At 56.1% G+C, this 25,905-nt stretch carries 23 protein-coding genes and 1 riboswitch; of the genes, 14 read left to right on the top strand and 9 right to left on the bottom strand.

Features of this window, described 5'->3' with window-relative positions:
* Position 1: 1 nt before the first annotated feature.
* The 5 genes from mraZ to leuO all read right to left on the bottom strand — a co-directional run bounded on the left by mraZ (position 2) and on the right by leuO (position 5,808).
* A complete protein-coding gene (mraZ, locus tag AC2TE5_RS03635) occupies positions 2–460 on the bottom strand; it encodes a division/cell wall cluster transcriptional repressor MraZ (RefSeq protein ID WP_021240528.1) in 459 nt (152 codons plus the stop codon).
* A 600-nt stretch (positions 461–1,060) separates the two neighbouring features.
* Complete coding sequence (cra, locus tag AC2TE5_RS03630; protein ID WP_484612672.1) at positions 1,061–2,068, bottom strand: catabolite repressor/activator; 1,008 nt, start codon at positions 2,066–2,068, stop codon at positions 1,061–1,063.
* A 179-nt stretch (positions 2,069–2,247) separates the two neighbouring features.
* Positions 2,248–2,739, bottom strand: a complete 492-nt coding sequence (gene ilvN / locus AC2TE5_RS03625; protein ID WP_008501994.1) for an acetolactate synthase small subunit — start codon at positions 2,737–2,739, stop codon at positions 2,248–2,250.
* A gap of 1 nt (position 2,740) precedes the next feature.
* Complete coding sequence (gene ilvI, locus AC2TE5_RS03620) at positions 2,741–4,465, bottom strand: acetolactate synthase 3 large subunit (protein WP_159515510.1); 1,725 nt, start codon at positions 4,463–4,465, stop codon at positions 2,741–2,743.
* A gap of 380 nt (positions 4,466–4,845) precedes the next feature.
* Positions 4,846–5,808: a transcriptional regulator LeuO gene (leuO, locus tag AC2TE5_RS03615; protein ID WP_311391175.1), complete on the bottom strand. Its 963-nt coding sequence runs from the start codon at positions 5,806–5,808 to the stop codon at positions 4,846–4,848.
* A 588-nt stretch (positions 5,809–6,396) separates the two neighbouring features.
* On the opposite strand from leuO, the gene leuL reads away from it, so the two are divergent.
* The 7 genes from leuL to AC2TE5_RS03580 all read left to right on the top strand — a co-directional run bounded on the left by leuL (position 6,397) and on the right by AC2TE5_RS03580 (position 12,999).
* The gene (leuL, locus tag AC2TE5_RS03610; RefSeq protein ID WP_071787438.1) at positions 6,397–6,483 is read left to right on the top strand and encodes a leu operon leader peptide; all 87 of its coding nucleotides are present in this window, start codon (positions 6,397–6,399) and stop codon (positions 6,481–6,483) included.
* A 91-nt stretch (positions 6,484–6,574) separates the two neighbouring features.
* Complete coding sequence (gene leuA / locus AC2TE5_RS03605) at positions 6,575–8,146, top strand: 2-isopropylmalate synthase (RefSeq protein WP_213329254.1); 1,572 nt, start codon at positions 6,575–6,577, stop codon at positions 8,144–8,146.
* Complete coding sequence (gene leuB, locus AC2TE5_RS03600; RefSeq protein WP_484612671.1) at positions 8,146–9,237, top strand: 3-isopropylmalate dehydrogenase; 1,092 nt, start codon at positions 8,146–8,148, stop codon at positions 9,235–9,237. The genes leuA and leuB overlap by 1 nt, the downstream gene beginning before the upstream one ends.
* 2 nt (positions 9,238–9,239) lie before the next feature.
* The gene (gene leuC, locus AC2TE5_RS03595; protein WP_121425012.1) at positions 9,240–10,640 is read left to right on the top strand and encodes a 3-isopropylmalate dehydratase large subunit; all 1,401 of its coding nucleotides are present in this window, start codon (positions 9,240–9,242) and stop codon (positions 10,638–10,640) included.
* Positions 10,641–10,650: 10 nt separating this feature from the next.
* Positions 10,651–11,256 carry a 3-isopropylmalate dehydratase small subunit gene (gene leuD, locus AC2TE5_RS03590; RefSeq protein WP_048989656.1) on the top strand — a complete coding sequence of 202 codons (606 nt, stop codon included), beginning with the start codon at positions 10,651–10,653 and terminating at the stop codon, positions 11,254–11,256.
* Between the two features lie 164 nt (positions 11,257–11,420).
* The gene (locus AC2TE5_RS03585) at positions 11,421–12,311 is read left to right on the top strand and encodes a cation diffusion facilitator family transporter (protein WP_213329256.1); all 891 of its coding nucleotides are present in this window, start codon (positions 11,421–11,423) and stop codon (positions 12,309–12,311) included.
* Positions 12,312–12,417: 106 nt separating this feature from the next.
* The gene (locus AC2TE5_RS03580) at positions 12,418–12,999 is read left to right on the top strand and encodes a cytochrome b/b6 domain-containing protein (RefSeq protein WP_213329258.1); all 582 of its coding nucleotides are present in this window, start codon (positions 12,418–12,420) and stop codon (positions 12,997–12,999) included.
* Positions 13,000–13,046: 47 nt separating this feature from the next.
* Here the strand turns inward: AC2TE5_RS03580 and AC2TE5_RS03575 are convergent, their stop codons facing one another.
* Together AC2TE5_RS03575 and sgrT are read right to left on the bottom strand one after the other, a co-directional pair.
* Positions 13,047–14,225: a sugar efflux transporter gene (locus tag AC2TE5_RS03575; RefSeq protein WP_311391180.1), complete on the bottom strand. Its 1,179-nt coding sequence runs from the start codon at positions 14,223–14,225 to the stop codon at positions 13,047–13,049.
* Positions 14,226–14,345: 120 nt separating this feature from the next.
* Positions 14,346–14,498, bottom strand: a complete 153-nt coding sequence (sgrT, locus tag AC2TE5_RS03570) for a glucose uptake inhibitor SgrT (protein WP_023334488.1) — start codon at positions 14,496–14,498, stop codon at positions 14,346–14,348.
* A gap of 88 nt (positions 14,499–14,586) precedes the next feature.
* On the opposite strand from sgrT, the gene sgrR reads away from it, so the two are divergent.
* From sgrR to thiQ, 4 genes are all read left to right on the top strand, one after another.
* Positions 14,587–16,242: an HTH-type transcriptional regulator SgrR gene (sgrR, locus tag AC2TE5_RS03565; protein ID WP_213329263.1), complete on the top strand. Its 1,656-nt coding sequence runs from the start codon at positions 14,587–14,589 to the stop codon at positions 16,240–16,242.
* A gap of 36 nt (positions 16,243–16,278) precedes the next feature.
* Positions 16,279–16,379, top strand: a riboswitch (TPP riboswitch).
* Positions 16,380–16,410: 31 nt separating this feature from the next.
* Positions 16,411–17,394, top strand: coding sequence for a thiamine ABC transporter substrate binding subunit (gene thiB, locus AC2TE5_RS03560; RefSeq protein ID WP_213329266.1), 984 nt, complete (start codon positions 16,411–16,413; stop codon positions 17,392–17,394).
* Positions 17,370–18,980, top strand: a complete 1,611-nt coding sequence (gene thiP / locus AC2TE5_RS03555; RefSeq protein ID WP_484612670.1) for a thiamine/thiamine pyrophosphate ABC transporter permease ThiP — start codon at positions 17,370–17,372, stop codon at positions 18,978–18,980. Before thiB ends, thiP begins: the two co-directional genes overlap by 25 nt.
* The gene (gene thiQ, locus AC2TE5_RS03550) at positions 18,964–19,665 is read left to right on the top strand and encodes a thiamine ABC transporter ATP-binding protein ThiQ (RefSeq protein WP_213329271.1); all 702 of its coding nucleotides are present in this window, start codon (positions 18,964–18,966) and stop codon (positions 19,663–19,665) included. Before thiP ends, thiQ begins: the two co-directional genes overlap by 17 nt.
* 138 nt (positions 19,666–19,803) lie before the next feature.
* Here thiQ and AC2TE5_RS03545 read toward each other — a convergent pair whose 3' ends face one another.
* Positions 19,804–20,571 (bottom strand): DedA family protein, encoded by a 768-nt coding sequence (locus tag AC2TE5_RS03545; protein WP_484612669.1) that lies wholly within the window; start codon positions 20,569–20,571, stop codon positions 19,804–19,806.
* 128 nt (positions 20,572–20,699) lie between these two features.
* Complete coding sequence (araC, locus tag AC2TE5_RS03540; RefSeq protein WP_023310373.1) at positions 20,700–21,545, bottom strand: arabinose operon transcriptional regulator AraC; 846 nt, start codon at positions 21,543–21,545, stop codon at positions 20,700–20,702.
* Positions 21,546–21,882: 337 nt separating this feature from the next.
* Here araC and araB point away from each other — a divergent pair, with 337 nt between their 5' ends.
* Genes araB through araD form a run of 3 tightly spaced genes read left to right on the top strand, consistent with a single transcriptional unit; the run spans position 21,883 to position 25,848 of the window.
* Positions 21,883–23,592 carry a ribulokinase gene (gene araB, locus AC2TE5_RS03535; protein ID WP_484612668.1) on the top strand — a complete coding sequence of 570 codons (1,710 nt, stop codon included), beginning with the start codon at positions 21,883–21,885 and terminating at the stop codon, positions 23,590–23,592.
* 10 nt (positions 23,593–23,602) lie between these two features.
* A complete protein-coding gene (araA, locus tag AC2TE5_RS03530) occupies positions 23,603–25,105 on the top strand; it encodes an L-arabinose isomerase (RefSeq protein WP_023310371.1) in 1,503 nt (500 codons plus the stop codon).
* Between the two features lie 47 nt (positions 25,106–25,152).
* Positions 25,153–25,848, top strand: coding sequence for an L-ribulose-5-phosphate 4-epimerase (gene araD, locus AC2TE5_RS03525; protein ID WP_484612667.1), 696 nt, complete (start codon positions 25,153–25,155; stop codon positions 25,846–25,848).
* Positions 25,849–25,905 lie beyond the last annotated feature (57 nt).

The raw sequence follows: 25,905 nt of genomic DNA, 5'->3' as shown, positions 1-25,905 counted from the left end.
TTTATAGAGACAAGTCCTGCAGCCGTTCCGATAATGTCGCGGAATCAGACTGCTCAGCGTCGATATCTTCCTTGACCTGTTGATACCAGGTCGTTTCATCCCACAGTTCAAACTTGTTGAACTGCCCGACCAGCATCACTTCTTTGGTCAGACCGGCATGTTGCCGCAACACAGGGGCAATCAGTAATCGCCCTGCGTTATCCATCTGACATTCACTGGCATGTCCCAATAACAGCCGCTGCACGCGGCGTTCCTGCGGGTTCATGCTCGACAGTCGCGACAGCTTTTGCTCAATAATTTCCCATTCAGGCAAGGGGTAAAGCAGCAGGCAGGGGGAGTTAATGTCAATGGTGCAAACCATTTGACCCGCAGCGTTCTCAATCAGCTGGTCGCGGTATCGGGTTGGTACCGATAAACGCCCTTTGCTGTCGAGATTGACTAACGTAGCTCCACGGAACATGCCAGTCTCACCCCTCCTCACCACTTTAACCCACAAATTCCCACCTAAAGGAGTTTACGGAGCGAGGGAAAAGCTTGTCAAGCCAGGACTCTCCCTATAAGGACTCGAAAGCCCTCTATTTACAGAGATAAACAGTCCTGGTTAATAACTGCACAACTGGCGAGGCAAAATTAACGTTATGAATATTTGTAAGAAAAAAACCGAATATGCACACTAGCGTTAAAGCTCACTCAATATCATCGCAGATAAATATAAAGTGTCAGTTTGCGACGCGGGCAGCATTTTATGACAGATTCTCAGGGGATAACAGCGCCAGATTCACCCAGGCACACGGTAAGCGCGGCGGTTGCCACGTAAGCTGGCAAAGGAGGAGGAAAAACGTCTGAATATTCATCGACCGAAGAGGGTTTGTAACAAAATAATACAAAGAGTGCTGTTTAAAATCGCCCGGATGTTCTTTAAAAGGACAATTTAAAAGCCAGAATGAATTAAGAAAAATAGGTGATTATGATCCCTCAAGAATTATCCTAATTTCTCTCCGGGAATTATCTGCACGAATTATCGCAACAAAATGGGGCAGATTTCGCCGCCCCGGTCATTTCATTTTTGGCGGCTTAAAATTCCGCGATGGTAGAGATTACGTTTGATACGCGTCAGGCCCGGCTTCGGCTTGCGCGGCTCATCCAGGCTTGCCAGCACAATCTCAAGCACACGTTCAGCGACATCGCGGTGACGCTGTGCTACCGCCAGCACCGGGCACTGGAGGAAGTCGAGCAGCTCGTTATCCCCGAACGTGGCAATCGCCAGGTCGGAAGGCAGTTTACCTTCACGGCGTAAGGTCACATCCATGACGCCCTGCAACAGCGCGAACGACGTGGTGAACAGCGCCTGAGGCATAGGATTCGTTTCCAGCCATTTCTCGAACAGCTGCGCCGCGGCTTCACGCTCGTAGCTATTGGCATAGAGGTAGTGAACCTCGCGCGGATCGTCTTTCCAGGCGGTTCTGAACCCCTGCTCACGCAGGAAGCTCACGGAAAGCTCGGGCAGCGCGCCAAGATACAGCACCGTTTCTGCGGGGAATGTTCTCAGCTCTGCGGCCAGCATTTCTGCATCATCCTGATCCGCACCCACGACGCTGGTGAAATGCTCGCGATCGAGCGCGCGATCCAGCGCAACGATTGGGAACGGGTCGTTCGCCCAGCGCTGGTAGAACGGATGCTCTGGCGGCAAGGAGGTCGACACGATGATGGCATCCACCTGGCGCTGGAGAAGATGCTCAATGCAGCGCATCTCGTTGTCGGGCTGGTCTTCCGAGCAGGCAATCAGCAGTTGATAGCCGCGCTGGCGCGCCTGACGTTCAAGATAGTTGGCGATACGGGTATAGCTGGTGTTTTCCAGGTCAGGGATCACCAGACCAATAGAGCGGGTTCGCCCGGCACGCAGACCGGCTGCGACAGCATTCGGATGGTAGTTATGCTCACGAACGACCGCCATAACTTTTTCAACGGTCTTGTCGCTGACACGGTACTGCTTTGCTTTACCGTTAATCACATAGCTGGCCGTTGTTCGTGACACGCCGGCTAGCCGGGCGATTTCATCCAGTTTCACAATTGCCCCTTAAAAAAAGAAAAGAGTCCATGGCCCTGTCAAGGTTATGGTTAAATCTTTTAACATCTAAACGCAGAAAAGCCTTCGCGGCAACCGCTTTTATCTGCGTTGTCGGCTGATTACGCAAAAAAAAGCCCGGCTTTGGTGACCGGGCAGAAAGAGGCGAACCTTTTTGACAACTAACGCATGATTTTCTCGCCGCGTGACAGGCCTACTACACCCGATCTCGCCACCTCGACAATTTTTGCGACGTCCCGCACGGACGCCAGGAAAGCATCCAGCTTGTCGCTTGTCCCGACCAGCTGAACCGTATAAAGAGAAGGCGTGACGTCGATAATCTGTCCGCGGAAAATATCCGCATTGCGTTTGACTTCCTCACGCCCGTAGCCGCTGGCCTGAATTTTCACCAGCATGACCTCACGTTCAACGTAGGCACCCTGCCCCAGCTCGCTCACGCGCAGGACGTCGACCAGCTTATGCAGCTGTTTCTCAATCTGCTCAAGCACTTTGGCATCGCCGACGGTTTGGATCGTCATGCGCGACAGCGTAGGGTCTTCCGTCGGGGCAACGGTCAGGCTTTCAATGTTATAGCCGCGCTGCGCAAAAAGGCCAATGACGCGCGACAGTGCGCCAGACTCGTTTTCCAGTAAAACAGATAATATCCGGCGCATATCAGGTTCTCTCCGTTTTGCTTAACCACATTTCATCCATACCACCACCACGAATATGCATCGGATAAACGTGCTCGGTTCCATCAACAATCACATCCATAAAGACGAGGCGGTTGTTTTTAACGTGCTCAAGCGCCTGTGCGAGCTTCGTTTCCAGCTCGGCCGGATCGGTCACCCGCATGCCTACATGGCCGTAAGCTTCAGCAAGACGAACAAAGTCCGGAAGCGATTTCATGTAGGACTGAGAATGACGACCAGAGTAGATCATGTCCTGCCACTGCTTCACCATACCGAGATACCCGTTATTCAGGTTCAGCACCAGTACCGGCAGTTCATACTGCAGCGCGGTAGACAGCTCCTGAATGTTCATCTGAATACTGCCATCTCCCGTCACGCAGACGACGGTTTCATTCGGCAGCGCCAGCTTCACGCCCAGCGCGGCAGGCAGACCAAAGCCCATGGTTCCTAAACCACCGGAGTTGATCCAGTGTCGCGGTTTATCAAACGGATAATACAGGGCGGCAAACATCTGGTGCTGCCCCACGTCTGAGGTCACGTAAGCCTCACCTTTCGTCAGTCGCCACACCGCTTCAATGACCGCCTGCGGCTTAATGTTTTCACTTTGCGTGTCATATTTCAGGCACTGACGCGCGCGCCACTGTTCAATCTGCTGCCACCAGTCGCGGATCTCATCCAGCGGCTGGGTTGCACTCTCCTGGGCCAGCAGGTCCAGCATTTGCTCCAGAACCTGACGGGCATCGCCGACGATCGGCACATCAGCCGACACCGTTTTTGAAATTGACGTCGGATCGATATCAATGTGCAGCACGGTGGCGTTCGGGCAATACTTCGCCAGGTTGTTGGTGGTGCGATCGTCAAAGCGCACGCCGACGGCAAAGATGACATCGGAATGATGCATCGTCATGTTGGCTTCATAGGTACCGTGCATACCCAGCATCCCCAACGCCTGACGATGGGTGGCAGGAAACGCCCCCAGCCCCATCAGTGACGACGCAACGGGAAGGTTAAGCTTTTCAATCAGTTCACGAAGCTGGACTTCGCAGGCGGAGTTGATCGCCCCGCCACCGACATAGACCACCGGTTTTTTGGCTGCCAGCAGCGTTTGCAACGCTCGCTTGATCTGGCCTTTATGCCCCTGCGTTGTTGGGTTATAAGAGCGCATGCTGACCGATTCCGGCCAGACATAGGGCAGCTTGTTTGCCGGGTTCAGGATATCTTTTGGCAGATCGACCACCACCGGTCCGGGACGTCCGCTCGCCGCCAGCCAGAAGGCTTTTTTCAGTACGCCGGGAATGTCTTCTGTTTGCTTGACCAGGAAGCTGTGCTTCACAACGGGACGCGAAATCCCGACCATGTCGCACTCCTGAAACGCATCGTAGCCAATCAGTGAGGTTGCCACCTGCCCGGAGAGGATCACCAGCGGGATAGAGTCCATGTAGGCCGTCGCAATGCCGGTAATGGCGTTTGTCGCGCCGGGGCCGGACGTGACTAACACCACGCCCACTTCCCCCGTCGCACGCGCCAGGCCATCAGCCATGTGCACCGCCGCCTGCTCGTGACGTACCAGAACATGGTCAATGCCCCCTACCGTATGCAGCGCATCATAAATATCGAGGACCGCACCGCCAGGGTAGCCGAACACTTGCTTTACGCCCTGATCGATCAGCGACCGAACGACCATTTCCGCGCCAGACAACATCTCCATGCTTTGCCTCCAGGCATTTTGTTATAGACGGACTGCCGAATTCATTTCCGCACCGTCTTACGATTGGGATAAACCAATCTTATATATTGCAGAGTGTTCTTTACCTTAACCGCTCGTTATGAGGCAGGCAATTAGCAAACCCAGGGAGATAAACGGCGCGTAAAGCAGAAAAAGCAGCCGTTAACAGAAGATATGGTTAATTCCTCTGGGAATAGAGGATGGGGTGATAAATCATCGCTGAAAAGCGCGACAATGCAGGAAATCATCTATTTTTGCGTGCCGCAGAGCAGCCCGAAAAAAAGTACCACAGAACAAAATAGCAATTATCTAAAAAAATTCAGGATAAATCACATGAACCGATGCGATTTACCCTGATGCGTTTACCGGCGACAGATGCCAACCAGCAGCTCTTCCATCCACTGATGTCCTTTATCCCGACCCGCCGCTTCATGCCAGGAAAGATAACAGGTACGGCTATTTAGCTTGAGCGGCAGAGGCAAAATTTGCAGATTTAAAGGGTCAGAAAACTCTTCTGCCAGCCAGCGCGGCGCAATCGCCACCAGCTGCGTCTGGGAGACCACGTTTAATACGCTAACCATGGCCATGCCCTGATAAGCCACGCTCGCCTGTTTATCCGCAGTGTCATACCACGGCAGGCTAAAGGACGCATATCTGTCGAGTGCTACAACGGCGTGCTGCTCGTTATAAACATCGCTCTCTCGCAGCGGAGAGTTCAGGCGCGGATGCTTTTTACTGGCGACCAGAACCATTTCATCTTTAAACAGCGGCACGCAGGAAAATTCTGGACGACGAAACTCTTCATATCCCAGAACGAATTCGATTTCCTGATAGCGTAACTGATGTTCCGTGTTTTGATTTAGGGATGATTTAAAAACAAGATTGATATTGGGTGCGATCTCTTCAACTTTATTATAAATAATCGACGTTAAATAATTATCCAGTGGGCTACAGACGCAAAGATGGAATACGCGCTCGCTGCTTAAGGGTTCAAAGCCCGAGCCCGGCAGCTCGTTTTGGACCAGTTGCAACGCCTGGCGGATGGAGCCAAACAGCTGGAATGCACGGGCTGTAGGCTGGATCCCCCTCCCGTAGCGAACAAATAATTCGTCGTTAAACATGACCTTAAGTCTGGCAACGGCATTACTCACGGCAGGTTGTGACATCCCCAGCGATTGGGCCGCGCGGGTGATATTCTGTTCCTGCATGACAGCATCAAACACCGTCAGAAGATTAAGATCCACCGTGCGTAACTGCGGTTTAATCCCATCAGTAGCTTGAGGTTGTTTAATATTATTTTCTGGCACTTCTGACTCCACTGTCACGCTACACTCCCTTTGCCATCGTACGGTAATAATCTCGAAAAATATGATTTATCATGCAAATACGATCAGCGAAAGAGAATTATTTAAAATTCGGAATATATAAAGACTCTATATAAACGAAAATTAATGAGCGCAAATGATATGTTTGACTTTAGGATTTGAATGAAACCATAAACCAAACAAATATACAATTGGCATCAGGTTAATGATGACTTAAGTATTATTAAACTGTTAATGCTATCGCCCTACAGTTAGTTAACAACCTGTTATCTCTGTTCGCTTTTCAACATTATGAAATAGATTCACAGCATTTATAACTTAATGATATCAAAACCTTTTAATCAGAAGGCATCCTCTTCAGGACATTTCACTCATTTTAAACAATTATATTTATTTATTTCTGCAACTCTTTTCTTAAGTCCAAAATTAGACAATTAGTCGGGTAGAGAAAGCTCAAACCAGCACAATTAGCTAAAGTGAATACCCGGTAGATTCCGTCTGCCGGGCCCGTTTTCATCGTCAGGGGTTGACATGAACGGCCGTATCCAGTACCACTAAAAGCATATTGAATTTAACGGAGCACGATTCATGATTCGCACCATTCGTTTCACCGGTCTACTACTACTAAACGCATTCACTGTGCGCGGTAGACTGGCGGGCGAAATTCAGCGTTGAATCGTCACCAGTAAGACTAAAAACCCGCGCCACTGCGCGGGTTTTTTTATGCTCGTAGCAAGGCGCCCTAAGACTGACAAGGACCTAACCCATGAGCCAGCAAGTCATTATTTTCGATACTACTTTACGTGACGGTGAACAGGCATTACAGGCAAGCCTGAGTGTAAAAGAGAAACTGCAGATCGCGCTGGCTCTCGAACGTATGGGTGTCGACGTGATGGAGGTCGGTTTCCCGGTCTCGTCTCCGGGTGATTTCGAATCCGTCCAGACTATCGCTCGCACCATTAAAAACAGCCGCGTGTGTGCCCTGGCGCGCTGCGTAGAGAAAGACATCGACGTTGCTGCCGAGTCATTGAAAGTCGCCGAAGCGTTCCGTATCCACACCTTTATTGCGACCTCGCCTATGCACATCGCAACCAAGCTGCGCAGCACGCTGGATGAGGTGATTGAGCGCGCGGTTTACATGGTTAAACGCGCACGCAACTATACCGATGACGTTGAATTCTCCTGTGAAGATGCGGGCCGTACGCCAATCGAAGACCTGGCGCGCGTTGTGGAAGCCGCCATCAACGCGGGCGCGAAAACCATCAACATCCCGGACACCGTCGGCTACACCATGCCGTTTGAGTTCTCCAACATCATCACCGGCCTGTATGACCGCGTACCGAATATTGATAAGGCAATTATCTCCGTCCACACCCACGATGATTTGGGTCTGGCCGTGGGCAACGCCATCGCCGCCGTCCACGCCGGGGCGCGCCAGGTAGAAGGCGCGATGAACGGTATCGGCGAACGCGCGGGCAACTGTTCGCTGGAAGAAGTGATCATGGCGATCAAAGTGCGCAAAGACATCATGGACGTGCACACCCGCATCAATCACAACGAAATCTGGCGCACCAGCCAGACCGTCAGCCAGATTTGCAACATGCCCATTCCCGCTAACAAAGCGATTGTCGGCACCGGTGCCTTCGCACACTCCTCCGGTATTCACCAGGATGGCGTCCTGAAGAACCGCGAAAACTACGAAATCATGACCCCGGAATCCATCGGCCTGAATCAGGTGCAGCTGAACCTGACCTCCCGTTCCGGCCGCGCGGCGGTTAAGCACCGTATGGAAGAGATGGGTTATCAGGACAGCGATTACAACATGGATCAGCTGTACGACGCGTTCCTGAAGCTGGCCGACAAAAAAGGTCAGGTATTCGACTATGACCTGGAAGCGCTGGCCTTTATTAACAAGCAGCAGGAAGAGCCCGAGCACTTCCGTCTGGATTACTTCAACGTGCAGTCCGGCTCCAGCAACATCGCCACCGCCTCGGTCAAACTGGCCTGCGGTGATGAAATTAAAGCAGAGGCCGCGAACGGTAACGGCCCTGTCGATGCCATCTACCAGGCGATTAACCGCGTCACCGAGTACGACGTTGAGCTGGTGAAGTATGACCTGACGGCCAAGGGCCACGGCAAAGATGCACTGGGTCAGGTCGACATTGTTGTTACCCACAACGGCCGCCGCTTCCACGGCGTGGGCCTGGCGACCGATATCGTTGAATCCTCCGCGAAAGCGATGGTGCACGTTCTGAACAACATCTGGCGCGCCGCCGAAGTCGAAAAAGAGTTGCAACGCAAAGCTCAGAATAAAGAGAACAACAAGGAAACCGTGTAATGTCGAAGAATTACCATATTGCTGTGTTACCGGGCGACGGTATTGGTCCGGAAGTGATGGCACAGGCGCTGAAAGTACTGGAAGCCGTTCGCGCGCGTTTTGCGATGAAAATCACCACCAGCCACTACGACGTGGGCGGTATTGCGATTGATAACCACGGTACGCCGCTGCCAAAAGCGACCGTTGAAGGCTGCGAAAATGCCGATGCCGTGCTGTTTGGTTCCGTCGGTGGCCCGAAATGGGAACACCTGCCGCCGGCAGAGCAGCCAGAGCGCGGCGCGCTGCTGCCGCTGCGTAAACATTTCAAGCTGTTCAGCAACCTGCGTCCGGCGAAGCTGTATCAGGGTCTGGAAGAGTTCTGCCCGCTGCGCGCGGATATCGCCGCCAACGGTTTCGACATTCTGTGCGTGCGTGAACTGACCGGCGGGATCTATTTCGGTCAGCCAAAAGGGCGCGAAGGCAGCGGACAACACGAGAAAGCGTTCGACACCGAGGTGTATCACCGTTTCGAAATCGAACGTATCGCCCACATCGCGTTCGAGTCGGCGCGCAAACGCCGCCATAAAGTGACCTCTATAGATAAAGCGAACGTGCTGCAGTCCTCCATTTTGTGGCGTGAGATAGTCAGTGAAGTGGCTAAGCAGTACCCGGACGTCGCGCTGTCGCACATGTACATCGACAACGCGACCATGCAGTTGATTAAGGATCCGTCCCAGTTTGACGTGCTGCTGTGCTCCAACCTGTTCGGCGATATCCTCTCTGACGAGTGCGCGATGATCACCGGCTCCATGGGCATGCTGCCCTCCGCAAGTCTGAATGAAGAAGGCTTTGGCCTGTACGAGCCTGCGGGCGGCTCCGCGCCGGATATCGCAGGCAAGAACATTGCCAACCCGATTGCGCAGATCCTCTCCCTGGCCCTGCTGCTGCGCTACAGCCTGGATGCAGGCGATGCGGCAACCGCAATTGAGAACGCCATTAACCGGGCGTTAGAAGAAGGCGTCCGTACCGGCGATTTATCACGCGGCACGGCGGCAGTCAGTACCGATGAAATGGGCGACATCATTGCCCGCTATGTCGCTGAAGGGGTGTAATCATGGCTAAGACGTTATATGAAAAGTTGTTTGATGCGCACGTTGTTTACGAGGCGCCAAACGAAACCCCGCTGCTGTACATTGATCGTCATCTGGTACACGAAGTGACCTCACCTCAGGCATTTGACGGCCTGCGCGCGCACAAGCGCCCGGTACGTCAGCCGGGTAAAACCTTCGCGACGATGGATCACAACGTTTCCACCCAGACCAAAGACATTAATGCCTCGGGTGAGATGGCGCGTATCCAGATGCAGGAGCTGATTAAGAACTGCAACGAGTTTGGCGTTGAGCTGTACGACCTGAACCATCCGTATCAGGGCATCGTCCACGTGATGGGGCCTGAGCAAGGGATCACCCTGCCGGGCATGACCATCGTCTGCGGTGACTCCCATACCGCGACCCACGGCGCGTTTGGCGCGCTGGCGTTCGGTATCGGCACGTCCGAAGTGGAACATGTGCTGGCAACGCAGACCCTGAAACAGGGCCGCGCCAAAACCATGAAGATTGAAGTGAAGGGTAAAGCCGCACCGGGTATTACCGCAAAAGACATCGTGCTGGCCATCATCGGTAAAACCGGCAGCGCGGGCGGCACCGGTCATGTTGTTGAATTCTGTGGTGAAGCCATCCAGGCGCTGAGCATGGAGGGACGCATGACCCTGTGCAATATGGCCATTGAGATGGGCGCAAAAGCCGGTCTGGTCGCCCCGGACGACACCACCTTTAACTATGTGAAGGGTCGTCTGCACGCGCCGAAAGGTCAGAATTTTGACGACGCGGTCGCGTACTGGAAAACCCTGAAAACCGACGATGGCGCAACGTTTGATACCGTTGTCACGCTGCAGGCAGAAGAGATTGCGCCTCAGGTGACCTGGGGCACCAACCCGGGTCAGGTGATTTCCGTCAATGACGCCATTCCCGATCCGGCCTCCTTCGCCGATCCGGTCGAGCGCGCCAGTGCGGAAAAAGCGCTGGCCTATATGGGGCTGAAGCCCGGCGTGCCGTTGACCGACGTAACCATTGATAAGGTCTTTATCGGTTCCTGCACCAACTCCCGTATCGAAGATTTACGTGCCGCCGCCGAGATTGCCAAAGGCCGCAAAGTGGCACCGGGCGTGCAGGCGCTGGTGGTACCTGGCTCCGGTCCGGTGAAGGCCCAGGCGGAAGCCGAAGGTCTGGATAAGATCTTTATCGAAGCGGGCTTCGAGTGGCGTCTGCCTGGCTGCTCCATGTGTCTGGCCATGAACAACGATCGCCTGAATCCGGGTGAGCGCTGCGCCTCTACCAGCAACCGTAACTTTGAAGGCCGTCAGGGCCGCGGTGGGCGCACCCATCTGGTCAGCCCGGCAATGGCCGCCGCTGCGGCAGTCACCGGCCATTTCGCCGATATTCGCAGCCTGAAATAAGGAGACAATCATGGCAGAGAAATTTACCCAACATACGGGCCGTGTTGTCCCGCTGGACGCCGCCAACGTCGATACTGACGCTATTATTCCGAAACAGTTTCTGCAGAAGGTGACGCGTACCGGTTTCGGCGCACATCTGTTTAACGACTGGCGATTCCTCGACGATAAGGGCGAAGTGCCTAATCCGGAATTCGTTCTGAACTTCCCGGAATACAAAGGCGCCTCCATTTTGCTGGCGCGGGAAAACTTTGGCTGCGGCTCATCCCGTGAACACGCGCCGTGGGCGCTCACCGACTACGGCTTTAAAGTGGTCATTGCCCCAAGCTTCGCGGATATCTTCTACGGTAACAGCTTCAACAACCAGCTGCTGCCGGTGACGCTGAGCGATGAACAGGTCGATGAATTGTTCGCGCTGGTTAAGGCGAATCCGGGCATTTCGTTTGAAGTGGATCTGGAAGCCGAAGTGGTGAAAGCCGGGGATAAGACCTACAGCTTCAGCATTGATGCCTTCCGCCGTCACTGCATGCTGAACGGTCTGGACAGCATTGGTTTAACACTCCAGCACGAAGCGGCAATTGCCACTTACGAACAAAAACAACCCGCATTTATGAAATAATCCTCCGGCCTGCAGCGCACTCTGCAGGCCGCGTTTTATCCCGATCCCCAATCCTCCTTCTGTAAATACTTCGCAAACCCAGCCAATAATGACGTTACATTTAATGTCAATTTAATGTTCCCTGCGCAGAATAATCTCTCAATTAGCTGGCAGCGGAAATTATCATGGAAAAGAAAAATGGCAATGAGTCTCACCTCCGTTCTCAAGAAATACAAAAATGCACAATAGTGAGCGTGATAACAAATAGTTTACTCACCGGCTTTCAGATAGTTGCAGGTATATTCTCCGGCTCACAGGGATTAATTGCTGATGGGATTCATTCTCTTTCCGATTTATCCTCTGATTTTGTCGTTTTGATTGCGAATAAAAAGAGTCAGAAAGCCTCTGATATCGATCATCATTACGGTCATCTGCGTTTCGAAAACGGTGCAAAGCTCATTATTGGCGCTATTCTGCTGCTTGTTGGCGTCGGGATGCTCTGGTCCGCAGGGAATAAACTGCTTCACCCCGAGACGCATCAGCTGGTGAAAGGGGCCGCTTTGTGGGTGGCGATACTGGCGCTGGTCGTGAAGGAAAGCCTGTTCAGATACATGTTTGCCACGGGAAAACGTATTCAGTCCTCGCTGCTGATAGCCAATGCCTGGCATGCCCGTTCTGACGCCGCCTCGTCAGTGGTTGTCGCCATCGGGATTGCCGGGAATTTAGTGGGTTTTCACGCGATGGACCTGATTGCGGCCCTGATTGTTGGGATATTTATCGCCCATATGGGCTACAAATTCTCAGCCGATGCCCTGCACGACCTGATGGACCGTTCGCTTGAGCCCGAGCTGGAGCACGACATCAAAACCTGTCTTCTCTCAACCGAGGGCGTTACCGGACTCCATGATTTAAAAACCCGCAAGATGGGCGATTTAGCCCTTGTCGATGTCCATCTGGAAGTGAACGGCGAATTAAGCGTAAAAGAAGGGCATCAGATTGCCGTCAATGCCAGAAACAACGTGATGCAAAAATTCAACGTGCTGAACGTGATGACGCATATTGATCCTGCCCGCTAATCAGAACGCATAAATACAGTGTGACGCAATCCATCGTTAAGGTTTCGTTAATTAATCTGCGTCACACTGCATCGCATCAGCTCTCTCATTATTGAGGTAAAAAGCGATGAACCCAACGCTACGCAATGCGCTTCCCCATAAAGAAACGCCTTTTCTTCGCGTACTGCACATTCTTGTGGCCGTTCTGGTGCTGGTCCAGATTATCAATTCTAATTTCACCGAAAGTGAAGCCCTTCACGAATCCGGACTGAACGGAATTGTCACCTGGATGCATATTATCTCCGGATTTGGTTTAATTTTTTGTGGCATTGCCATGATGGCATGGATGTTAACCCAGCGCGGATTTAAATATTACTTCGCCTGGCTGGTGCTGGATTTTCGTGGAATCATTGACGATATTCGCACCCTCACGCAGCGTCAGCTTCCTGACGCGCATGCCGGCGGCATGGCGGCAACGGTGCAAGGTCTGGGCGTGCTGGCGCTGCTGGGCGTTGCACTCTGCGGCGCGGCCTGGTTCGTGCTGAACGCCACGCTCGGGCCCGTGTCGTCCATCACGGAATCCGCCTTAAATTTGCATAAATTCCTGACGGTCTTTATTGAGACATATTTCTGGGCACACGGTTTCATGGGCCTCGTCCATATGTACCTGACGCTACGCGCGCAGCGTAAATATCAGTATTCAGAGTAAACGGTTCGCAGAGCCCGGCATTTCCGGGCTCCGTTTCATTGATCCAATCACACGTCTTTCACGCGGCAGGTCAGCAGAAGCGTCACGACAGAGATCGCCGCAATCATCCAGTAAACAGACGCATGCCCATAGCTTTGCGCCAGCGCCCCCTGAATCACGCCTGCCAGAATCACCCCGGTTGAAATACTGTTGGTAAAAAGCGTGGTCGCCGAGCCTGCACGACCGGGCATGAGATCCTGAAACCAGAGCATGCCGATCCCGGCAACAATCCCGATAAACACGGCGTTAAACAGCTGCAGCGCCAGCAACGCTTCACGCGAATGGAAAAGGATCAGCCCCGCGTAGAACAGCACCCCGGCCGCCACGGCGACGATCATCATCCGACGCTTTCCAAAGCGCTTAACGTAGTAACCCGCCAGAATCATCGCCGGAATTTCCAGCCCGGCGGCGGTCCCCATTAAGATCCCCGCGAGTTTATCCGGTAAACCCAGATCGCTGCTGATCCACAGCGGCATATCGATGATGTACATGGTGTTGCAGGTCCACATCAGCGTGGAGGCAATAAACAGCATGCGGACGTTTTTGTCCTGCCAGCCGCTCACCTGGGTGACAGGTTTATCCGTCGCCTGTTCGACGCGCGCCACGGACGGCAGCGCGAAGGCAATCAATACCAGGCTGATGACAAAAATCCCGGCGGCGATGGAGAACATGGCGGTAAAGCCGTAGTTCAACGCCAGCATGAAGGCCAGCGGCGGCCCAATGACCCACGCCAGCGAGAGCTGGGCACGCATCACCGAGCTGAACATCACCACTTCCCGCGCCGAATTATCCGCATATTCACGGGCCAGCGCGAACAGCTGCGGCATGGCGGTGTTCGCCAGCGACGCCAGCAGCACGCCGCAGGTAATCAGCGTCAGATAATGACGGTTGAAGGCAAAGAGCAGCGCGTTGCCCACGGCCATGGCGCAGCAAAAGAGGATCAGCCTGCGGCGATCGCCCTGGCTGTCCGATCGTTTCGCCAGCGCGAGGCTGACCAGGATCCCGGCAATGGCGTTGACGGTATAAAACAGGCCGACCCAAAACGGCTGTGCCCCCACCTCGCGGCTGAGAAACAGGCTCAGCGTCGGCGCCTGCAGCGCACCCGCCACGCCCATCATAAAGGCCACCAGCATAAAAGCGGCATACACGCCGTTCAGGCGCCGCCCCATCGTCATCAACCACAGCATGCGCAAGTCCTTGTGAAAGCAAATCGAAACCGGGTGAAAGAATAAACGAAAAAAGCCAGCAAAAACATTTTGCTGGCGGGTGATTAGCACCAATACTCAGTCACACATGATCGAGGCGAGTTAGCGGGAAGAGGTCGGTGTTGTAACGTCCCACTGCATCAATTCTTCTAACGTTTTCAGCCGTTGCTCTGCACACCGGCGGGCCAGCCAGGACGATCCCTTTGTCGCTGAAAAGTACTGCTGATAAAACTGACGTGCGGTAGACCTCTTCATAATTTACCTCCTCGCTTCATCGAGGAGAATTATTGGCCTAATATAGGGATAAATAAATTGCTGGTTTTTTGTCAGGAGTTCCCCTTTTATGCCTTCCGGTCGTCTGCAACAACAGTTTATCCGCCTCTGGCAGTGCTGCGAGGGGCAATCGCAGGAGACCACGCTCAACGAGCTGGCTGACCTGCTTAGCTGTTCCCGCCGCCATATGCGCACGCTGCTCAACACCATGCAGCAGCAGGGATGGTTAAGCTGGGAAGCGGAGGCGGGACGCGGCAAACGCTCGCGACTGACCTTTCTCTATACCGGGCTGGCGTTGCAGCAGCAGCGCGCGGAAGACCTGCTGGAGCAGGACCGCATCGATCAGCTGGTACAGCTGGTGGGCGACAAAGCCGCCGTGCGCCAGATGCTGGTTTCCCATCTCGGACGCAGCTTTCGTCAGGGCCGACACATCCTGCGGGTGCTCTACTATCGCCCAATGAAAAATCTGTTGCCCGGCACGGCCTTACGCCGCTCTGAAACCCACATGGCCCGGCAAATCTTCAGCGGCCTGACGCGCATAAATGAGGAAAACGGGGAACTGGAAGCGGATATCGCGCACCACTGGCAGCAGGTTTCCCCGCTTCACTGGCGCTTCTTCTTACGCCCCGGCATCCACTTTCACCACGGCCGCGAGCTGGAAATGCACGACGTCATCGCCTCTCTGGAACGCGTCCGCAAGCTCCCGCTCTACTCCCATATCTCCCGCGTCCACTCCCCCACGGCCTGGACGCTGGATATCGAGCTGTCGCAGCTGGATAAGTGGCTTCCCTGGCTGCTGGGCTATGTGCCGTCGATGATTTTGCCCGGTGAGTGGGAATCGTTGAACAACTTTGCCAGCCAGCCGATTGGCACCGGCCCCTACTCCGTGTCCCGCAATAACAGCAACCAGCTGAAAATCCGCGCGTTCGATGACTACTTTGGCTATCGGGCGCTGATCGACGAAGTGAACGTGTGGGTATTACCGGATCTCAATGAAGAGCTGAGCGCCGGACTAACGCTTGAAGGCCCCACCACGGGAGAAAAGGCCGTGGAGAGTCGCCTGGAAGAGGGATGTTACTATCTCCTCTTTGACCGCCGCACCCACCGTGGGGCAAATCAGGCCGTGCGCAAGTGGATCAGCCACGTTTTGTCTCCTTCCAATCTGATCTACCATGCGGAAGAGCAGTACCAGACATACTGGTTCCCGGCGTACGGCCTGCTTCCGCGCTGGCACCACGCCCGCCCGGTGCACTGCGACAAACCCGCCGGGCTGGAGTCCATCACCCTGACCTACTACCGCGAGCACGTGGAGCATCGTTTTATCGCCAGAATCATGACCCGACTGCTGGCAGCCGAGGGGGTCACGTTAGACGTCAGGGAAGTGGACTATGACGAATGGCATCAGGGTGAGATCGCCAGTGATATCTGGCTCAACAGCGCCAACTTTACCCTGCCGCTCGATTTTTCCCTTTTCTCGCATCTGTATGAAGTTCCTCTCATCCAGCACTGCATCGACCGTGACTGGCAGCAGGATGCCGCCCAGTGGCGTGCGGGAGAAATGAATCTTGCTGCGTGGTGCCAGCAGCTTCTGGCCGAGCAGGCGATCGTACCGTTGATCCACCACTGGCTGATGATCCAGGGCCAGCGCAGCATGCGCGGCCTGCGGATGAATACCCTGGGCTGGTTTGATTTTAAATCCGCCTGGTTTGCACCGCCGGAGCCATAACGCTTTCGTAATATTCACCAAATCATTACAATAGCGCCGTTCTCAACGGGGTGCTGCATCACAGATGTGCGCTGAGATAATACCCGTCGAACCTGATCCGGATAACGCCGGCGAAGGGATTTGAGGCTGTCGCTCAAAATCCTTTGCCACTCAACTTTGAGGTGCAAAGTGTTAAAAAAAGTTCTCCCCCTGCTGGCGCTGCTGGCGTTGCCTGCTTTTGCCAAGCCCGTCCTGACGGTCTATACCTATGACTCCTTCTCTGCCGACTGGGGCCCTGGCCCGGTAGTCAAAAAAGCCTTCGAAGCGGACTGTAACTGCGAGCTGAAGTTCGTGGCACTGGAAGATGGCGTGTCGCTGCTCAACCGTCTGCGCATGGAAGGCAAAAACAGCAAGGCCGACGTGGTGCTCGGTCTGGATAACAACCTGCTGGAAGCCGCCTCGCAAACCAAACTGTTTGCCAAAAGCGGCGTTGCGGCAGATGCCGTTAACGTGCCGGGCGGCTGGAAAAACGACACCTTTGTGCCGTTCGACTACGGCTACTTTGCGTTCGTGTATGACAAAAACAAGCTGAAAAACCCGCCGAAGAGCCTGAAAGAGCTGGTTGAAAGTGACCAGAAGTGGCGCGTGATTTATGAAGATCCGCGTACCAGCACGCCGGGTCTGGGCCTGCTGCTGTGGATGCAGAAGGTCTACGGGGATAAAGCGCCGGAAGCGTGGCAGAAACTGGCCGCCAAAACCGTCACCGTGACCAAGGGCTGGAGCGAAGCCTATGGCCTGTTCCTGAAAGGCGAAAGCGACCTGGTGCTGAGCTATACCACCTCTCCGGCCTACCACATCATCGCCGAGAAGAAAGATAACTACGCTGCCGCTAATTTTGCTGAAGGGCACTATCTGCAGGTGGAAGTCGCCGCGCGTACCGCCGCCAGCAAACAGCCGGAGCTGGCCGAGAAGTTCCTGAAGTTCATGGTTTCACCGGCGTTCCAGAATGCGATTCCCGCAGGCAACTGGATGTATCCGGTCACTAACGTTGCCCTGCCCGCAGGTTTCGAGCAGTTGACCAAACCAACAGCCTCGCTGGAGTTTACGCCGCAGCAGGTCGCCGCGCAGCGTGCAGCATGGGTAAGTGAATGGCAACGCGCCGTCAGCCGTTGATTCCCGGCTGGTTACTTCCCGGGCTGCTCGCCGCCATAGTGATGGTAGTGGTCAGCCTGGGAGCTTTTCTTGCACTGTGGTTCAACGCGCCAGAGAGCGACCTGCTCGCCCTCTGGCACGACAGCTACCTCTGGCACGTTATCCGGTTCTCCTTCTGGCAGGCGTCTCTCTCTGCTCTGCTGTCGGCGATCCCGGCCATTTTTCTGGCGCGTGCCCTGTATCGGCGGCGTTTTCCCGGCAGGCTGGCACTGCTGCGCCTGTGCGCCATGACGCTGATCCTGCCCGTGCTGGTGGCGGTATTTGGTATTCTGAGCGTTTACGGACGCCAGGGCTGGCTGGCTTCGCTGTTCGGCCAGCTTGGTCTGGAATGGTCATTCTCGCCTTACGGACTGCGGGGCATTCTGCTGGCGCACGTCTTTTTCAATATGCCGATGGCAACGCGCCTCTTCTTGCAGGCGCTGGAAAACATTCCCGGCGAACAGCGTCAGGTTGCCGCCCAGCTCGGCATGCGCGGCTGGTCATTCTTTCGCTTTGTCGAATGGCCGTGGCTGCGCCGCCAGATCCCGCCCGTCGCGGCGTTAATCTTCATGCTCTGTTTTGCCAGCTTTGCCACCGTGCTGTCGCTCGGCGGCGGGCCGCAGGCCACCACCATTGAGCTGGCGATTTACCAGGCGCTGAGTTACGACTACGATCCCGGTCGCGCCGCGCTGCTGGCGATGGTGCAGATGGCGTGCTGCCTTGCGCTGGTGCTGCTGAGCCAGCGGCTGAGTAAAGCCATTCCCGCTGGCAGCAATCAAATAACCGGCTGGCGCGATCCGCAGGACAGCCTGCACAGCCGCGTCACCGATTTTATCCTGATTGCGCTGGCGCTCCTGCTTCTGCTGCCGCCGCTGATGGCCGTTATCGTTGACGGACTGAACCGCAATCTCATATCCGTCCTGCAACAGCCCGTCCTCTGGCAGGCCACCTGGACCTCGCTGCGTATCGCCCTGGCGGCTGGGTTACTGTGCGTCATGCTGACCATGATGCTGCTGTGGAGCAGCCGTGAACTCTATGCCCGGCAGGCCCAAAAGGCCGGACAGGCGTTAGAGCTGACGGGCATGCTGATTCTGGCGATGCCGGGCATCGTGCTGGCGACGGGCTTCTTTTTACTGTTCAACAGCACCATCGGCCTGCCGGAAAGAGCCGATGGCATTGTGATTTTCACCAACGCCCTGATGGCCATTCCCTACGCGCTCAAAGTGCTGGAAAACCCGATGCGCGACGTCAACAGCCGCTACGGTTTGCTGTGCCAGTCGCTGGGCATGCAGGGCTGGCAGCGGCTGAAGGTGGTTGAACTGCGCGCGCTAAAACGCCCGCTGGCGCAGGCGCTGGCGTTTGCCTGCGTGCTGTCGATTGGGGATTTTGGCGTGGTGGCTCTCTTTGGCAATGACGATTTCCGCACGCTGCCATACTGGCTCTATCAGCAAATCGGCTCTTATCGCAGTCAGGACGGCGCGGTCACCGCGCTGTTACTGCTGCTGCTGTGCTTTGCCTTATTTACCGCTATCGAAAAACTTCCGGGGCGTGATGTTAAAACTGACTGATGTAACCTGGCTTTACCAGCATCTGCCGATGCGCTTCACGCTCTCCGTGCGTCAAGGGGAGATGATCGCCGTACTTGGCCCAAGCGGCGCGGGAAAAAGCACGCTGCTTAATTTGATTGCGGGTTTTCTGCAGCCGGCAAGCGGCGCGATCGTCATTGAAAATCACGATCATACCTACACGCCGCCCGCAAAACGTCCGGTCTCAATGCTGTTTCAGGAAAACAACCTGTTTACCCACCTGACGGTGCGGCAAAACATCGCGCTGGGAATGCATCCGGGACTCAGGCTGAACGATGCCCAGCGCCAGAAGCTGGAGATTATCGCCGCACAGATGGGGATCGCTGAGTTCATCGACAGGCTGCCGGGCGAGCTTTCCGGCGGCCAGCGTCAGCGCGTGGCGCTGGCGCGTTGTCTGGTGCGCGAGCAGCCGATCCTGCTGCTGGATGAGCCGTTCTCGGCGCTCGATCCCGCGCTGCGTCAGGAGATGCTGGCGCTGGTGCAGGACGTCTGTCAGCGCCAGCAGCTGACGATGCTGATGGTGTCGCACAGTATCGAAGATGCCGCTCGCATTGCGCCGCGATCGGTGGTGATTGCCGAAGGGCGTATTTTGTGGGATGGAAAAACAGAAGAACTGCTGAGTGGTAAAGCGGGGGCGTCTTCGCTGTTGGGCATTCGTGCGGTCTGATGCCCTCACCCTGGCCCTCTCCCACGGGGAGAGGGTACAAACATCAAAAACGGCAACTCTGGTTGCCGTTTTGCTTTTACCTTGTGCGGTCTGATGCCCTCGCCCTGACCCTCTCCCACGGGGAGAGGGAAAAAGTCCTTAACGGCTGACCACTTTTAATAAAATCTCGCCGTACACCGGCATCAGCGGGTGACGAATCAGCGCGACCAGGGTTACCACGGCCACACCCAGCGTCAGCGGGGCCAGCCAGAGCAGACGAGTACGCGGGAGGTAGCGCGTCAGGCGATCGATATTCGCTTTCCCGCTGCGCCACAACCGCCAGCAGAGCCATGCCGCCAGCCACAGCAGCACAGCCGTGCCCAGCAGCAGCCACCTAAACTCGCCGCTTTGCATACCGTCAGGAATATCAATCGCAGCACCCGCGAGGATCCCCGGCAGGAAGTAGAACGGCGGCCAGAAGACGCAGCCGATGATGTTCGGCACCACGAATTTCGCGACGGGCAGATCCAGCATTCCCGCCACCATCGGCACCAGCGGACGCGTTGGCCCGACAAAGCGGCCGACGAGGATAGTAAACATGCTGTGCTGATGCAGCGCATGCTCGGTTTTATCCAGCAGGGCTTTGTTCTTTTTCATGAACGACCAGCGGTGCAGCGGCTTCTTAAAGCGCCAGCCCAGCCAGAAGGAGATCCAGTCGCCCAGCAGGCAGCCGATAATCCCGGCCAGCCACGCCTGCCAGAAATTAACCTCGCCGCTGCCAATCAGCGCCCCAAGCCCTGCCATCATCACGGTGCCGGGCAGGATCAGCCCAACCAGGGCCAGCGATTCCAGAAACGCCACCAGCGCCACGGCGATGAGCGAGTACATAACGGACTGGGTAATAAAGTGTTCCAGCAATGCCTGCATAACTATTCCGGTCAGAAAACGAATCAGCGATTCTGCTTAGCGCCCCGCACCGCGTCAAGGCAACAATTGTCTGAATAGTTTACAGGTTGCTTTCCGCATTCACCTGTTTGTTTATCTTTTTTTACCGTTTATTCACATCCCGCGCGGAATTCACTCGGGCTGGCACCGGTACATTTTTTAAACACGCGGGAGAAATAGAGCTGATCCTCAAAGCCCACGTTGCGCCCCACGGTGGCGATCGGCATCCGGGTGGTGCTGAGCAGCAGCTTCGCCTGGCTGATGCGCTGATCCTCGCGCCAGCTCAATACGCTGACGCCCAGCTGCTGGCGAAACAGATGCGACAGCCGCGACGGCGACAGGCAGACGTGCTGGGCAACGCTGGCGATATCAAACTGGCTATCGGCCAGGTGGTCGCTGATGTACTGGCAGGCGTCGCGCACGCGGTTATCCAGCGGCGGGTTAAGCGACTCGTTTATCGCCTCCATCCGTCGCAGCAGCAGCTGTTCGAGCAGGTTAATCGCCAGCAGTTCAGCGTAGCGCCCACCGGCCTGTCCTGCCTCAATAATCTGCGCAAAAAGCTCGCGAAACTGCGCCAGATGAACCTCATCCGGGCGATAAAAACCGGTGTGCGCAAAAATAGCCGGCCAGGAAAGCCACTCCTGCCAGTAGGCGCGCGGACGGAAGTAGACCCACTGGTGATACCACTCTTTGGCATCCGGATGACGGCCATAGTGGTGGATCTCCCCCGGCGGGAACAGCAGGATATCGCCGGGGCGGCAGACAAACTGCTGGTCGCCGTTCTTGATGATCCCTTCCCCTCGCACGGTCAGGTTGAGGATATACCCTTTCATCCCGAGCGGTCGGTCGACGTAAAAGTCGAGATATCCCTCAGCCTCGATAGGGGTCAGTCCCGCCACAAGGTGCGCGTTAAACGAGTATCCCGGCAGCAGGGGATCGTTTTGCGTTTCGGCCATAGATTCAGTTCTCCCAAGGGTCCTGAAGGAAACCAATTGTCCATATCACTAAAAGCAGGTTAAAAATGGCCCGCGAAAAGATCCAAAAAGCATCACGCCGCTTTTACGTCCGCCATGTTTCAGCCTTTCCCCCTGATTTCTCCGCCAGGGCAGGCAGATAACCAGTAACAAAAGTGTCTATAAGTGCGGCAGAAATGTCCACATTGAATATTTGCACGGCGTCACACTTTCCGTTGTAACAGCAATTTAGTCCATAAGATTAGCGGATCCTGCCTGACGACTTTTGTCCCCAGTCTCTAATGTTCTTCCATACCTGTTTTTTCGATGGAGCAACACCATGGCAATTGCGATTGGCCTCGATTTTGGCAGCGATTCAGTTCGCGCGCTGGCAGTGGACTGTACGTCCGGCCAGGAGATAGCAACCAGCGTTGAGTGGTACCCGCGCTGGCAAGAGGGGCGCTACTGTGATGCGCCAAACAACCAGTTCCGCCACCACCCGCGTGACTATATCGAGTCGATGGAAGCGGCGATCAAAACCGTCCTGGCTGAACTGACTGACGCCCAGCGGGCTGAGATTGTCGGCATTGGCGTCGACAGCACCGGCTCCACGCCAGCCCCCGTGGATGCCGAAGGCCGCGTGCTGGCGCTGCGCCCGGAGTTCGCAGACAACCCGAACGCCATGTTCGTGCTGTGGAAAGACCATACCGCTGTGGAAGAGGCTGAAGCCATTACGCACCTGTGCCATCAGCCGGGCAAAACAGACTACTCGCGCTACATCGGCGGGATTTATTCCAGCGAATGGTTCTGGGCCAAGATCCTCCACGTCACCCGTGCCGACGCCGCCGTCGCACAGGCTGCGGCGTCATGGGTTGAGCTGTGCGACTGGGTGCCTGCCCTGCTCTCCGGCACCACGCGCCCGCAGGATATCCGCCGCGGTCGCTGCAGCGCCGGGCATAAATCCCTGTGGCATGAAAGCTGGGGCGGCCTGCCTCCGGCCGCGTTCTTCGATGAGCTCGACCCGATCCTCAACAAGAGCCTGACGTATCCGCTGTTTACCGACACCTTCACTGCCGATATTCCGGTCGGCACCCTCTGCGAAGAGTGGGCAAAACGCCTGGGGCTTCCGCAAAACGTGGCCATCTCAGGCGGCGCCTTTGACTGCCATATGGGCGCCGTGGGCGCGGGCGCGCAGCCAAACACGCTGGTCAAAGTTATCGGCACCTCCACCTGCGACATCCTGACGGCGGATAAAGCCACCGTCGGCGACCGCGCGGTGAAAGGCATCTGCGGCCAGGTTGACGGCAGCGTGGTGCCTGACTTCATCGGTCTGGAAGCCGGTCAGTCCGCGTTTGGCGATATCTACGCCTGGTTTGGTCGCGTGCTCGGCTGGCCGCTGGATCGGCTCGCGGCGGCGCATCCTGAACTGAAAACCCAGATCGCCGAGAGCAAAAAGCAGCTTCTGCCACAGCTCACCGAAGCCTGGGCAAAAAATCCGTCTCTCGAACACCTGCCGGTGGTGCTGGACTGGTTTAACGGGCGCCGCACGCCGTTTGCCAACCAGCGTCTGAAAGGGGTGATAACCGATCTCAACCTGGCGACCGACGCGCCTGCGCTGTTCGGCGGTCTGATTGCCGCAACGGCCTTCGGTGCCCGCGCCATTATGGAGTGCTTCACCGAGCAGGGCATCGACGTGAACAACGTGATGGCGCTGGGCGGCATCGCCCGTAAAAACCCGGTGATCATGCAGGCCTGCTGCGACGTGCTGAACCGTCCGCTGCAGATTGTGGCCTCCGATCAGTGCTGCGCGCTGGGCGCGGCGATTTTCGCCGCCGTGGCGGCAGGCGTTCACGCCGACATTCCGACCGCGCAGCAGCATATGGCGAGCGCCGTCGAAAACACGCTTCAGCCGCGCGCCCAGCAGGCACAACGCTTTGAACAGCTTTATCAGCGCTACCAGCAATGGGCAAAAAGCGCCGAACTTCACTATCTCCCTGTCGCCGCCCCAGCCAAAAGCACCGCGGACACTACGGCAACCCTGACCCATTAAGGACACGATGATGACCATTTTTAATAATTATGAAGTGTGGTTTGTGATTGGCAGCCAGCATCTGTACGGACCGGAAGCGCTGCAGCAGGTGACGAAACACGCGGAGCACGTCGTTAACGCGCTGAACGCGGAAGCTAAACTGCCGTGCAAACTGGTGCTAAAACCGCTGGGCACCACGCCTGACGAAATTACCCACATCTGCCGCGACGCCAACTACGACGATAAATGCGCCGGTCTGGTGGTGTGGCTGCACACCTTCTCGCCAGCAAAAATGTGGATCAACGGTCTGTCTATCCTCAACAAACCGCTGCTGCAGTTCCATACCCAGTTCAACGCCTCCCTGCCGTGGGACAGCATCGACATGGACTTTATGAACCTGAACCAGACCGCGCACGGCGGCCGCGAGTTCGGCTTTATCGGCGCGCGTATGCGTCAGCAGCACGCGGTGGTCACCGGCCACTGGCAGGATGGCAAGGCGCAACAACGTATCGGCTCATGGATGCGCCAGGCGGTCTCTAAGCAGGACACCCGTCACCTGAAAGTGGTGCGTTTCGGCGACAACATGCGTGAAGTGGCGGTCACCGACGGCGACAAAGTGGCCGCGCAGATCAAGTTCGGCTTCTCCGTGAATACCTGGGCCGTGGGCGACCTGGTGCAGGTGGTGAATGAAATCAGCGACGGCGACGTGAGCGCGCTGGTGGACGAATACGAAAGCAGCTATCGCCTGACGCCTGCGGCACAAATCAACGGCGACAAGCGCCAGAACGTGCTGGACGCGGCGCGCATCGAGCTGGGCATGAAGCGCTTCCTGGAACAGGGCGGCTTCCACGCTTTTACCACCACCTTTGAAGACCTCCACGGCCTGAAACAGCTGCCGGGCCTGGCGGTACAGCGTCTGATGCAGCAGGGCTATGGCTTTGCGGGCGAGGGCGACTGGAAAACTGCCGCTCTGCTTCGCATCATGAAGGTGATGTCGACCGGTCTGCAGGGCGGCACCTCCTTTATGGAGGACTACACCTACCACTTCGAAAACGGCAATGACCTGGTGCTCGGCTCCCACATGCTGGAAGTGTGTCCGACAATCGCCGTCGAAGAGAAACCGATCCTCGACGTGCAGTATCTCGGCATCGGCGGTAAAGCCGATCCGGCGCGGCTGATCTTCAACACCCGTACGGGCCCGGCCATCAACGCCAGCCTGATCGACCTGGGCGATCGTTTCCGCCTGCTGGTGAACTGCGTCGATGCGGTTGAAACGCCGCACTCCCTGCCGAAACTGCCGGTCGCCAACGCCCTGTGGAAAGCGCAGCCTGACCTGCCAACCGCCTCAGAGGCCTGGATCCTGGCCGGCGGCGCGCACCATACGGTGTTCAGCCACGCGCTGGATCTCAACGACATGCGTCAGTTCGCCGAGCTGCACGACATCGAACTGACCGTGATTGATAACGACACGCGCCTGCCCGCCTTCAAAGACGCGCTGCGCTGGAACGAAGTCTATTACGGTTCAAAACGCTAAGTACGGAATGCCCGGTGACGCTACGCTCACCGGGCAGGGAGATAACGATGTTAGAAGATCTCAAACGTCAGGTGCTCGAAGCCAACCTGGCGCTGCCGAAACATAATCTGGTGACCCTGACCTGGGGCAACGTCAGCGCCGTTGACCGGGAAAAAGGCGTGTTCGTGATTAAGCCCTCCGGCGTGGACTACACGGTAATGACCGCAGACGATATGGTCGTTGTCAGCCTCGAGACCGGCGAAGTGGTGGAAGGCAACAAAAAACCCTCCTCCGATACCCCGACTCACCGACTGCTATACCGCTCATTCCCGACCATCGGCGGCATTGTGCATACCCATTCGCGCCACGCCACCATCTGGGCGCAGGCGGGCCAGTCCATCCCGGCGACCGGCACCACCCACGCGGACTACTTTTACGGCACCATTCCCTGCACGCGTCTGATGACCGATGCGGAGATTAACGGTGAGTACGAGTGGGAAACGGGTAACGTGATTGTTGAAACCTTTGAAAAACACGGGATCGACGCGGCGCAAATGCCCGGCGTGCTGGTCCATTCCCACGGCCCGTTCGCCTGGGGGAAAAACGCAGAAGACGCGGTGCATAACGCCATCGTGCTGGAAGAGGTCGCCTATATGGGGATCTTCTGTCGCCAGCTGGCGCCGCAGCTGCCGGATATGCAGCAAACCCTGCTGGATAAGCATTACCTGCGCAAGCACGGCGCGAAGGCGTATTACGGGCAGTAGCCTGTAGGCCGGATAAGCGCAGCGCCATCCGGCAAAAAGGCACTGTATAAAACCCCA

The organism is Enterobacter sp. N5-15 (assembly GCF_057221635.1).
This window is presented reverse-complemented; position numbering and strand designations above follow the sequence as displayed.

Coding starts and splice junctions, on each gene's coding strand:
- mraZ (WP_021240528.1), bottom strand. CDS start 460: ATGTTCCGTGGAGCTACGTTAGTCAATCTCGACAGCAAAGGGCGTTTA.
- ilvN (WP_008501994.1), bottom strand. CDS start 2,739: ATGCGCCGGATATTATCTGTTTTACTGGAAAACGAGTCTGGCGCACTG.
- ilvI (WP_159515510.1), bottom strand. CDS start 4,465: ATGGAGATGTTGTCTGGCGCGGAAATGGTCGTTCGGTCGCTGATCGAT.
- leuL (WP_071787438.1), top strand. CDS start 6,397: ATGATTCGCACCATTCGTTTCACCGGTCTACTACTACTAAACGCATTC.
- leuA (WP_213329254.1), top strand. CDS start 6,575: ATGAGCCAGCAAGTCATTATTTTCGATACTACTTTACGTGACGGTGAA.
- leuB (WP_484612671.1), top strand. CDS start 8,146: ATGTCGAAGAATTACCATATTGCTGTGTTACCGGGCGACGGTATTGGT.
- leuC (WP_121425012.1), top strand. CDS start 9,240: ATGGCTAAGACGTTATATGAAAAGTTGTTTGATGCGCACGTTGTTTAC.
- leuD (WP_048989656.1), top strand. CDS start 10,651: ATGGCAGAGAAATTTACCCAACATACGGGCCGTGTTGTCCCGCTGGAC.
- AC2TE5_RS03585 (WP_213329256.1), top strand. CDS start 11,421: ATGGAAAAGAAAAATGGCAATGAGTCTCACCTCCGTTCTCAAGAAATA.
- AC2TE5_RS03580 (WP_213329258.1), top strand. CDS start 12,418: ATGAACCCAACGCTACGCAATGCGCTTCCCCATAAAGAAACGCCTTTT.
- AC2TE5_RS03575 (WP_311391180.1), bottom strand. CDS start 14,225: ATGCTGTGGTTGATGACGATGGGGCGGCGCCTGAACGGCGTGTATGCC.
- sgrT (WP_023334488.1), bottom strand. CDS start 14,498: ATGAAGAGGTCTACCGCACGTCAGTTTTATCAGCAGTACTTTTCAGCG.
- sgrR (WP_213329263.1), top strand. CDS start 14,587: ATGCCTTCCGGTCGTCTGCAACAACAGTTTATCCGCCTCTGGCAGTGC.
- thiP (WP_484612670.1), top strand. CDS start 17,370: ATGGCAACGCGCCGTCAGCCGTTGATTCCCGGCTGGTTACTTCCCGGG.
- thiQ (WP_213329271.1), top strand. CDS start 18,964: ATGTTAAAACTGACTGATGTAACCTGGCTTTACCAGCATCTGCCGATG.
- AC2TE5_RS03545 (WP_484612669.1), bottom strand. CDS start 20,571: ATGCAGGCATTGCTGGAACACTTTATTACCCAGTCCGTTATGTACTCG.
- araC (WP_023310373.1), bottom strand. CDS start 21,545: ATGGCCGAAACGCAAAACGATCCCCTGCTGCCGGGATACTCGTTTAAC.
- araB (WP_484612668.1), top strand. CDS start 21,883: ATGGCAATTGCGATTGGCCTCGATTTTGGCAGCGATTCAGTTCGCGCG.
- araA (WP_023310371.1), top strand. CDS start 23,603: ATGACCATTTTTAATAATTATGAAGTGTGGTTTGTGATTGGCAGCCAG.
- araD (WP_484612667.1), top strand. CDS start 25,153: ATGTTAGAAGATCTCAAACGTCAGGTGCTCGAAGCCAACCTGGCGCTG.